The sequence below is a fragment of the Streptomyces sp. NPDC107562 genome, from assembly GCF_055657325.1.
In genome coordinates this window covers 360,779-370,343 of record NZ_JBVKBE010000008.1, presented here as the reverse complement: position 1 = coordinate 370,343, position 9,565 = coordinate 360,779, and the positions used below count along the sequence as shown (strand labels likewise).

General features: G+C 70.3%; 10 protein-coding genes and 1 rRNA gene. 9 read left to right on the top strand and 2 right to left on the bottom strand.

Features of this window, described 5'->3' with window-relative positions:
- The 9 genes from rrf to ACZ7LV_RS23755 form a co-directional block, all read left to right on the top strand.
- A 5S ribosomal RNA gene (rrf, locus tag ACZ7LV_RS23795) occupies positions 1-91 on the top strand; the annotation flags it as partial.
- A gap of 58 nt (positions 92-149) precedes the next feature.
- Entirely contained in the window at positions 150-794 is a 645-nt protein-coding gene (locus ACZ7LV_RS23790; protein ID WP_471941940.1) for an HAD family hydrolase, read from the top strand.
- Positions 795-872: 78 nt separating this feature from the next.
- The gene (locus ACZ7LV_RS23785; protein ID WP_471941938.1) at positions 873-2,096 is read left to right on the top strand and encodes an MFS transporter; all 1,224 of its coding nucleotides are present in this window, start codon (positions 873-875) and stop codon (positions 2,094-2,096) included.
- The gene (locus tag ACZ7LV_RS23780; RefSeq protein ID WP_471941936.1) at positions 2,047-3,222 is read left to right on the top strand and encodes an acetoin utilization protein AcuC; all 1,176 of its coding nucleotides are present in this window, start codon (positions 2,047-2,049) and stop codon (positions 3,220-3,222) included. The genes ACZ7LV_RS23785 and ACZ7LV_RS23780 overlap by 50 nt, the downstream gene beginning before the upstream one ends.
- Positions 3,223-3,300: 78 nt before the next feature.
- The gene (locus ACZ7LV_RS23775) at positions 3,301-4,128 is read left to right on the top strand and encodes a phosphatase (protein WP_471941934.1); all 828 of its coding nucleotides are present in this window, start codon (positions 3,301-3,303) and stop codon (positions 4,126-4,128) included.
- Positions 4,129-4,262: 134 nt separating this feature from the next.
- Complete coding sequence (locus ACZ7LV_RS23770; protein WP_189702413.1) at positions 4,263-4,478, top strand: helix-turn-helix domain-containing protein; 216 nt, start codon at positions 4,263-4,265, stop codon at positions 4,476-4,478.
- Between the two features lie 154 nt (positions 4,479-4,632).
- The gene (locus tag ACZ7LV_RS23765) at positions 4,633-4,731 is read left to right on the top strand and encodes a 30S ribosomal protein bS22 (RefSeq protein WP_003948845.1); all 99 of its coding nucleotides are present in this window, start codon (positions 4,633-4,635) and stop codon (positions 4,729-4,731) included.
- A 277-nt stretch (positions 4,732-5,008) separates the two neighbouring features.
- The gene (locus ACZ7LV_RS23760; RefSeq protein WP_471941932.1) at positions 5,009-6,070 is read left to right on the top strand and encodes an NAD-dependent epimerase/dehydratase family protein; all 1,062 of its coding nucleotides are present in this window, start codon (positions 5,009-5,011) and stop codon (positions 6,068-6,070) included.
- A gap of 14 nt (positions 6,071-6,084) precedes the next feature.
- Positions 6,085-7,173 (top strand): lysophospholipid acyltransferase family protein, encoded by a 1,089-nt coding sequence (locus ACZ7LV_RS23755; protein WP_471941930.1) that lies wholly within the window; start codon positions 6,085-6,087, stop codon positions 7,171-7,173.
- Between the two features lie 86 nt (positions 7,174-7,259).
- Here ACZ7LV_RS23755 and ACZ7LV_RS23750 read toward each other — a convergent pair whose 3' ends face one another.
- Together ACZ7LV_RS23750 and ACZ7LV_RS23745 are read right to left on the bottom strand one after the other, a co-directional pair.
- The gene (locus ACZ7LV_RS23750) at positions 7,260-8,492 is read right to left on the bottom strand and encodes a DUF5667 domain-containing protein (protein ID WP_471941928.1); all 1,233 of its coding nucleotides are present in this window, start codon (positions 8,490-8,492) and stop codon (positions 7,260-7,262) included.
- A 246-nt stretch (positions 8,493-8,738) separates the two neighbouring features.
- Entirely contained in the window at positions 8,739-9,509 is a 771-nt protein-coding gene (locus ACZ7LV_RS23745; RefSeq protein WP_401679287.1) for an ECF subfamily RNA polymerase sigma factor, BldN family, read from the bottom strand.
- Positions 9,510-9,565 lie beyond the last annotated feature (56 nt).

Sequence of the window (9,565 nt, the reverse complement as noted above, 5' to 3'; positions counted from 1 at the left end):
GCCCGGTTACATTCCGAACCCGGAAGCTAAGCCTTTCAGCGCCGATGGTACTGCAGGGGGGACCCTGTGGGAGAGTAGGACGCCGCCGAACAATTTTTGGGAAAGCCCCGCATCTTCGGATGCGGGGCTTTCTGCGTTTAGGGTTGATTATGCGCTATGACTTGGTGATCTTCGACAACGACGGCGTGCTCGTCGACAGTGAGCCCCTCTCCAACCGGCTGCTCGCCGCGTACCTCACCGAGCTCGGGCACCCGACCTCCTACGAGGACTCCCTGCGTGACTACATGGGCGCGGCGATGCACCGCGTCCACGACCTGATCGCGGAGCGGACCGGGCAGCGGTTGCCGCGGGACTTCGACGACGTCTTTCACGTTCGGGTCTTCGCCGCGTTCGAGCGGGAGTTGAAGGCGGTGCCCGGGGCCGTGGACGTCCTTGGGAAGCTGGCCGCGGAAGGTGTGCCGTACTGCGTGGCCTCGTCGGGGAGTCATGAGCGGATTCGGGTGGGGCATCGGGCGGCCGGGCTGGAGCGGTGGTTCGACGACGGGCGGATCTTCAGTTCCGAGGATGTCGGGCGGGGGAAGCCGGCGCCCGATCTGTTCCTGCACGCGGCCGAGCGGATGGGGGTCCCGCCCGAGCGGTGCGTGGTCGTCGAGGACAGTCGGCTGGGGGTGCAGGCGGCGGTCGCGGCCGGGATGGACGTGTACGGGTTCACGGCCATGACGCCGGCGGCCAGGCTGAGCGGGGCCACTCGACTCTTCGGTGACATGGGGGAGTTGCCTGAGCTGCTCATCTGACCTGTGGGGGGAAGCTGAGGGAAATTCATCTTTGGCTGGATATACCCAGCGGTACGTCGGAGCCCTACGCTCGCCGCCATGACTCGTGAGCTGCGGCGCGGTAGGGCCTCGTTGGCGTTCGGCTTCTTCGCCCAGGGCGTCGCCTTTGCTCTGCTGGTGACGCGGATTCCGGCGATCCAGGACCGCTACGGGGTCTCCGACGCGTTGCTGCCGGCGTTCCTGGCCGCGGTGCCCGTGCTGGCGGGGGCCGGGAGCGTGGTGACCGAGCGGCTGGTGAAACGGGTGCCGCCCAGCTCGGTGTTGCGGTGGTCCCAGCCCGTGGTGCTGCTGGCGCTGCTCGGGGTGGGCGCCGGGGAGCGGATGGTGGAGCTGGCGGTGGCGCTCGCCGCGTTCGGCCTGGCCGTGGGGGCGCTGGATGCCTCGATGAACATGCTGGGGGTGAGCCTCCAGCTGTCGTACGGGCGGAGCATCATGCTCGGGTTCCACGCCGCGTACAGCCTCGGGGGGATCGTCGGGGCCTCGCTGGCGTGGGTGGGGGCGCACGAAGAGCTGGCACTGGTGGTGTCGTATCTGCCGGTGGTGGGGGTGCTGCTGCCGGCCGCGTTGCTGGGGAGCCGGTGGTACGTCGACGGCGGTCGCGGCAAGACGGTCGAGGGGGAGGGCGCGGGTTCCGGCGAGGCGGGGGGCGTCGTCTTCCGGGCGTTGCTGCCGTTGTGCCTGGTGATGACCTTCGCGTACATCGGGGACGCGACCGTCTCCAACTGGAGCGCGAAGTACTTGCAGGACGTGCTGGGGAGCTCGGAGCAGATGGCGACGGTTCCGTACAACGTCTACATGGTCACCACGTTGATCGGGCGGGCCCTGGGGGACTTCGGGGTGCGGCGGTTCGGTGCCGTCGGGGTGGTCCGGGGTGGGGCGGTGGTCGCCGCGGCGGGGTTCGCGGTGGTGGCGGGGGCTCCCGGGGCGTGGGTCGGGATGGTCGGGTTCACGTTGCTGGGGCTGGGGTTGTGCGTGCTGGTTCCGCAGACGTTCGCGGCGGGTGGCAGGTTGTTCCCGGCTGCTTCGGACGCGGCCGTCGCGCGGCTCAATGTCTTCAACTATGTGGGGTTTTTGATTGGTTCGCCGTTGGTGGGGGCGTTGGGGGACGCCTGGAGCTACCGGGGGGCGATGCTCGTACCGATGGTGTTGGTGCTGGTGACACTCGTGTACGCCCGGTCGTTCGCCGCTCAACCGGACCGATACGGTGGCGGGCATGAGCGGTCGCGCACAGCTGATGTGGGACGAGGCAGTAACGGGCTATGACTTCGGGCCGGACCATCCGATGGATCCGGTCCGGCTGGCGCTGACCCGGAGACTGGTCGAGGCGTTCGGGCTCGATCGCCGGATGGAGGTCGTCGCGGCGAAGGCGGCGGGGGAGTCGACGTTGCGGCTGGTCCACCGCGAGGACTACGTCGCGGCGGTGAAGGCGGCGTCGGTGGATCCGCGGGCGGCCGACCAGTCGTACGGGCTGGGGACGCTGGACGATCCGGCGTTCGCCGGGATGCACGAGGTGTCGGCGCTCATCGCCGGGCAGTCGGTGGGCGCGGCGGAGGCGGTGTGGCGGGGGGACGCCCTGCACGCGGTGAACTTCGCGGGCGGACTGCACCACGCGATGCCGGCGGCGGCGTCGGGGTTCTGCATCTACAACGACGCCTCGCTGGCCATCGCCCGGCTGCTGGAGCTGGGGGCGGAACGGGTCGTCTATGTGGACGTCGACGTGCATCACGGGGACGGGGTGCAGGCCGCGTTCTGGGAGGATCCGCGGGTTCTGACGATCTCGCTGCACGAGCATCCCCGGACCCTGTTTCCGCAGACCGGATGGCCGGAGGAGACGGGAGCGGACGGGGCCGCGGCGGGGACGGCGGTGAACGTGGCGTTGCCGGCCGGGACGGGGGACGCCGGGTGGCTGCGGGCGTTCCACGCGGTGGTGCCGGAGCTGGTCGCGCATTTCCGGCCGCAGGTGCTGGTGACGCAGCACGGGGCCGATACGCATTTCGAGGATCCGCTGGCGCATCTCGCGGTGTCCCTGGACGCGCAGCGGGCCGTCCAGGTCGCCTGCCATGAGCTGGCGCACGAGTACGCCGAGGGGCGCTGGGTGGCCCTGGGCGGGGGTGGCTACGCGGTGGTGGACGTGGTGCCCCGGTCCTGGACCCACCTGGTGGCGATCGCCGCCGGGCGGGAGGTGGCGCCCGAGACGGTGATCCCCGAGGAGTGGCGGCAGGAGGTCTTCGCCCGCACCCGGCAGTTGGCGCCGGGGCGAATGACCGACGGGCGGTGGCCCGTGGAGTGGGGTGACTGGGAGGCGGGGTACGACCCTGCCGATCGCCTGGACCAGGCCGTGCTGGCCACGCGGCGGGCGGTTTTCCCACTGCGTGGGTTGCTGGCGTAGGAACGGTTCTTTACTCCAACCGAGCCCCGTATCCCGTTCCCGCCCCCGGCCGCCACTTCCATCGGCCACCATCCCCTCATGCCGACCCCCACGATCCCCCGGTCCGATCTCCGTGCGCACCTTCTCGCCGTTCGGCTGGCCGGGGCGGTGGCGACCTCCCGGGAAGTGAGCCTGCGGAGCTACCGGGGATTCGCGGCGCGCGATCCCCGGTTGTTGATCGGGATCGATCCTGAATGGGCCTGGACCGAGCGGGATGTGATCGGACTGATGGCGCGGAGGTGTGGGGTATCCGCTGATCCTCGGTGTGTTTCCGGCCAGGATGTGATTGACCCGGAACTGACCCTCGCCGCTCTGGAGGCATTCTCCGATCGGCTCGCCGCCGTCGCGCAGCGTGGTGCTCCCGTGTTGTTCGGGACCGGTCATCCGCACCGATTGCTCGGTTTCTACGGCGCTCTCGCGGACGCGATGTCGGCGGCGGGATGTGCCGTCCTCACTCCCGCGAAGGGTCGCTCTGTCGACATAACGACTAGGTTCGGCGTACGCACGCACCGCCTCGATTACGTACGGGGCGTCGCGATGGTGCGGGCACCCGGCGCGCCCGGTCCCGGTTGTGCGACCGGCGCACACACCCATTCCCCCCTGCCGGTTCGTACCGTTCTGGGTGCCCTCGCCGAGGCCGGCGGGACCCTTCCCGAGCTGGTCGTCGGGGACCACGGATGGGTCTGCGGCGCAGGTCAACTGGGGTTCGAGGCCATCGGCCTGGCCGATACGGACGACCCGGCCCCGTTCGTCGGTGAGGCCGAGGGGCGCGTGGCCGTGGTCGTGCCGGTCGATGACGCTGTGCGGTCCGATTACTACCGGCCGCTTACCCGCTACGTACTCAATCGGGCGTGTCTGTCACAGTAGGCCGCCGATAGGTGCACCTCTTCCCCACTCGCATCACCCGCCCCTAGTCTGGGGAGTGAGCACGCAGCGACGAAGAGTCACCGGAAGGGGAAGCCGGTGGCCGTCGAGTCGAGTGCGGAAGGTTCAGGTGTGTCATGGCTGCAGCTGGAGATCAGAGGCCTCTGAGTGAGGTTCAGTTCCTTACCGTGGCGGAGGTCGCCGCGGTGATGCGAGTGTCGAAGATGACCGTGTACCGCTTGGTGCACAGCGGTCATCTGCCCGCGATCAGGGTGGGGCGGTCCTTCCGCGTCCCCGAGAACGCGGTTCACGAGTACCTCCGCGACAGCTATGTGGGGGTGGAAACCGCCTGACGACGACTCGGGGAGATCGGCTCAGGGCACTTTCCGATCTCCCCGAGCACCTCGATTACGACCTCAGCGCTCGGGCGGGTAGGCTGGCCCCTCGTAGGTCGTGTGGGCCCATGGCGCCCAAACACCGAGTGATGAGAAGTGAGCGAGGGTAGTCGTGGGCTCTGTTATCAAGAAGCGGCGCAAGCGGATGGCCAAGAAGAAGCACCGCAAGCTGCTCAAGCGCACGCGCGTTCAGCGTCGTAACAAGAAGTAGCCGCTGAGAAAGCAACACCAGCGGTAGATCGACGCACAACGCCGCGAAAGCGTGGCTGTGGCCCCCCACCCCGTCCGGTGGGGGGCCACACGCGTGTCCCGGGCGAACGAGCCCCTCGCGTATGCCCGATCGGCGGGCGCGAGAGCCTGTTCGTACGACAGTGATTTCCCGTCACGTGGTGCAGTGGGCGGTCATCACAGCGCAACAACCAACCGCTAGGTTGGCCGCAGACGGGGAACTCGACAGCGGTACGAGGGCTGGAAGGAAGGCGCGGATCGTGGGCAAGGTCGTGCTCGTGACCGGAGTGGCCCGTCAGCTGGGGGGCCGGTTCGTACGACGGATCCAGCGGGACCCCGAAGTGGAGCGGGTCGTCGCCGTGGACGCGGTACCGCCCGAGCACCATCTGGGCGGCGCGGACTTCATCCGTGCCGACATCCGCCAGCCCACCATCGCGCGCGTGCTGGCCGAGACGGCCGCCGACACGGTCGTCCACATGGACGTCACCGCGACCGCCCTGGGCAGCGGCAACCGGGCCACGGTCAAGGAGACCAACGTCATCGGCACCATGCAGCTGCTCGGCGCCTGCCAGAAGTCCCCGACCGTACGGCGGCTGGTGGTGAAGTCCAGCACCAACGTCTACGGCTCCGCGCCCCGCGACCCGGCCGTCTTCAGCGAGACGACCCCGCCCAAGTCGCTGCCCAGCGGCGGCTTCGCCAAGGACACGGTGGAGGTGGAGGGGTACGTGCGCGGGTTCGCGCGCCGCCGGCCGGACGTCGCGGTGTGCGTGCTGCGGCTCGCCAACATCCTCGGCCCCGGCGCGGAGTCGCCGCTCGCCTCGTACTTCTCGCTGCCTGTCCTGCCGACCGTCCTCGGCTACGACCCGCGGCTGCAGTTCGTGCACGAGGACGACGTGATCGAGGTGCTGCGGATCGCCTCGCACGAGCCGCGCCGCGGCACCCTGAACAGCGGCACGTTCAACATCGCCGGCGACGGCGTCCTGCTGCTCTCCCAGTGCTCCCGGCGGCTCGGCCGTCCCACGATGCCGCTGCTGCTGCCCGCCGTCACGTGGGCCGGCTCTCTGGTGCGTACCCTGGGCATGACGGACTTCTCACCGGAGCAGATCCGACTGCTGACCCATGGCCGGGTGGTGGACACGACCCAGATGCGCGAGACGCTGGGATTCCAGCCGAAGTACACGACTGCGGAAACGTTTGCGGACTTCGCGCGCAGCCGCGGGCCCGGACTTCTGCCGCCCGAGGCCCTCGCGGGGGCCGTCGACCGGATCGCCGCGCTGCCCGTCGCGGGCGGCGGTCGGCCCATGACGCAGAGCGCCAACTGAGGAGCGCATCAACGATGGCGGACGCCAAGGTCATTCCGTTCGACGACGACCGGTCCCGTGGGAGCGCCGTGCAGCGGCCGCCGCGACGTGGCCGGAGCGGGGGCGGCCGGCGGCCCGGCGGGGAGTCCGCACGGGTCCGTGAGACGGGCGAGGTGGGCGAGGTCCAGCCCCTGCCCGGCGTGGCACCCGCGCAGGACGATGTTCCCGTGCCCCACGAGGAACAGCGCCCCGAGGAGCCGGGCGAACAGCAATCCGCGGACGAGGGCGGCCTCGAGCGGCGCGTCGCCGCCGGTCTGGCCTTCCTGCGCCGCCGGCTGACCGGCGACTACGAGGTCGACGACTTCGGCTACGACGCCGAACTGACCGACCAGGTCCTGATGTCGCTGCTGCGCCCGGTGTACGAGAAGTACTTCCGGGTCGAGGTGAAGGGCATCGAGAACATCCCGTCCGAGGGCGGCGCCCTCATCGTCGCCAACCACTCGGGCACGCTTCCGCTGGACGGCCTGATGATGCAGGTCGCCGTGCACGACCATCATCCGGCCGGCCGCCATCTGCGGCTGCTCGCCGCCGACCTGGTCTTCGTCCTCCCGGTCGTCAACGAACTCGCCCGCAAGCTGGGCCACACCCTGGCCTGCGCGGAGGACGCCGAGCGGCTCCTCGGGCAGGGTGAACTCGTCGGCGTGATGCCGGAGGGCTTCAAGGGCATCGGCAAGCCGTTCGGCGAGCGCTACAAGCTCCAGCGATTCGGCCGGGGCGGCTTCGTCTCGACCGCGCTGCGCCATGGCACCCCGATCGTCCCGTGCTCGATCGTGGGCGCGGAGGAGATCTACCCGATGCTCGGCAACGCCAAGACCCTCGCGCGGCTCCTGGGCTTCCCGTACTTCCCACTGACGCCCACCTTCCCGTGGCTGGGCCCGCTCGGCGCGATCCCCCTGCCCACCAAGTGGACGATCCAGTTCGGCGAGCCGATCCCCACGGACGGTTATCCGCCGGAGGCGGCCGAGGACCCGATGCTGATGTTCAACCTGACCGACCAGGTCAGGGAACAGATCCAGCACACCCTGTACAAGCTGCTGGTACAGCGCCGCTCGGTCTTCTTCTGACTTCTACCGGCTGTTTCTGGCTGTCTCTGGTCGTACGACGAAGGGGCGCCCTCAGGAGGGCGCCCCTTCGTCGTACGACGCGGAGGTTACTCGGCGTCCTCGGCGTCGAGGCCGAGCCCGGGCAGCAGGCCCGGGAGCAACGGCGGCACCGTGACGTCGGGCGCGGTCGTCGGCGGTCTGGTCTGCGACGGGGAGGCGCTGCCGGCGTCCTTCGGCGGGTCGAGCAGCCCGCCGGTGCTGCCACCGAGCAGTCCGTCGGACTCCTCATCGGTCTCGGCGGACCGGCTGGGGCCCTCGCTGCCGGTGTCGCCGGCGTCCGTGGAGCCGCTGCCGCTGCTGGGTGGCGTCGAGCCGCGCCCGGACTCGGTGGCACCCGTGGCGGGCCCGCTGCCGGGGCCGCGCCTCTTGCTGTCCTCGCTGCTGCCCCCCTGGAGCGGGGGCTGCGGCAGCAGGGACTGCAGCGGGGCGACTTCCTGGTCTATGGCGTCGAAGACCGACGACACCTGCTCACTGACGTCCCCGAGCTGCACCGGCAGCCGCTCGCGCAGGGCGCCCCACGCGTCCCGATGCGAGTCGGAGAACGCGGAGAGGGCCTGGATGGGGCCCAGCGACTCCGGGTCGCGCTCGTACGCCGCGGTGAGCAGCCGGTGGCCTTCGGAGGCGTCGTGCGTCATCCCGGACAGAGCGCGGCGGATCTCACCGAGCGACTCGTGGTCGAGAGGGCCGCTGCGGCCGCGCTCCATCAGGCGGCGGGCCTCGCTCAGCCGGGTGGAGGCGTGGTCGAGGTACACCTGTCCGCGTTCGTCCTCGCCGTCGGCCAGGCCGAGCTTGAAGTCCTCGATGCCCCGCTTCAGCCCGTACAGCGAGTCCCCGGGCAGGGCCTCGCCGCTGGCCGCGGCGACTCCGCCGAAGGCGCCGGCGGCGACGCCCACGCTGAGGCCCCCGGCCGTGAGGCCCTTGGCCAGGCGGGTACGCGGACGGAACTTGCCCAACGGTGTGGCCCTGTGGGCCCCGCGGCCCCGCACGGTGCGCTGCTCGGGCAGCGCGGGATCGGAGACCCCGCCGCCCTGGAGCATCGCTTCGAACTGAGCCACCAGTTGTGCCCGCTGGACGACCTTCACCTCGGGATCCAGCTCCGGCTTCGGCAATGCGCCAAGACCGGCCGTGAGGGCCAACAATCGGCCCTGCCCGGTCGGTTGTTCCGCAGCAGCCGGGGCCGATTCCTCGGACTGCTCGGCCGCCGTGCCCCGATCGGACTGCTCCTCCAGGGCCTGGGCGAAGGCGTTCGCCCGCCGGTGCGCCGATACGTTCGCGATCACTGGCGGCACCTCCTCTCGTCATGACGGTCGACTCCCCAGGGGGTCCTGAGGGTTGCACGCCCCGGCCACCACCACACGATCGAGGGATCGGAGTCGGCCAGGGAGTGACCACAGGGAGCCTGCATCCCGCACAACGAGCGGCGCGGCACTTGGGTTACGGACGGAGGAGGAACGGGCGGCGAAGTCAACAGTCTTTCACCGAGGGTGAGTTGGGGAACGCGGAGCGTGTGCGTGCGGTGGTGGGGCTCAGCGGGCGTCTTCGGGGAGCAGGCGGGCGAGGGTGCGCACGGCGCGGTACTGCAGCGTCTTGATGGCGCCCTCGTTCTTGCCCATCACGCGGGCCGTCTCGGCGACCGACAGACCCTGGAGGAAGCGGAGCGTCACACACTCCTGCTGCTGGGGGTTGAGTCGGCGCACCGCGTCCAGCAGCGCGGCGTTGGAGAGGGACTCCAGCACCGAGTCCTCGGGCGAGCGTTCGACCTCGTTGGCGTCGAGCATCTCGCCGGTGGTCACTTCCAGCCGGAACCGACTGGACTTGAAGTGGTCGGCGACCAGATTCCGCGCGATCGTGACCAGCCAGGCGCCGAAGTCACGGCCCTGCCAGGTGAACGTGCCGATCCTGCGCAGTGCGCGCAGAAAGGTCTCGCTCGTCAGGTCCTCGGCGGTCGCCTTGCCGCCCACCCGGTAGTAGATGTAGCGGTACACGGTGTCGCTGTATTGGTCGTAGAGCCGGCCGAACGCGTCGGCCTCGCCGGCCTGGGCGCGCTCCACGAGGTCCATCATCCGGGCGCTGTCGCTGTCGGCGGCCGGACGCCGTGCGGTGGCCGCACCGGCGGCGCGGCCTCGTCTGCCGACCGCGGCGCTGCCGTCGGCCAGTGCGTAGCACGGGCCGACCGGCGCGGCGGTGGTGAATGCGGGGACGGCGTACGCGGTGGGGACGAAGCCGCGCAACAGGTCCAGGACCGTTGCGCGCAGCGTAGCCAGGCCCGAGGCGTCAACCCCGACGTGTGGGTACACGGGACTCCCAGAGGCAGAGCTTCCATCACGTGCAGTGCGGGACCTTTCACTCGTCG

Excerpts from the sequence above, each read along its gene's own strand:
- ACZ7LV_RS23775 (WP_471941934.1), top strand. The coding sequence starts at position 3,301 with ATGCCGACCCCCACGATCCCCCGGTCCGATCTCCGTGCGCACCTTCTC.
- ACZ7LV_RS23790 (WP_471941940.1), top strand. The coding sequence starts at position 150 with ATGCGCTATGACTTGGTGATCTTCGACAACGACGGCGTGCTCGTCGAC.
- ACZ7LV_RS23770 (WP_189702413.1), top strand. The coding sequence starts at position 4,263 with ATGGCTGCAGCTGGAGATCAGAGGCCTCTGAGTGAGGTTCAGTTCCTT.
- ACZ7LV_RS23780 (WP_471941936.1), top strand. The coding sequence starts at position 2,047 with ATGAGCGGTCGCGCACAGCTGATGTGGGACGAGGCAGTAACGGGCTAT.
- ACZ7LV_RS23785 (WP_471941938.1), top strand. The coding sequence starts at position 873 with ATGACTCGTGAGCTGCGGCGCGGTAGGGCCTCGTTGGCGTTCGGCTTC.
- ACZ7LV_RS23755 (WP_471941930.1), top strand. The coding sequence starts at position 6,085 with ATGGCGGACGCCAAGGTCATTCCGTTCGACGACGACCGGTCCCGTGGG.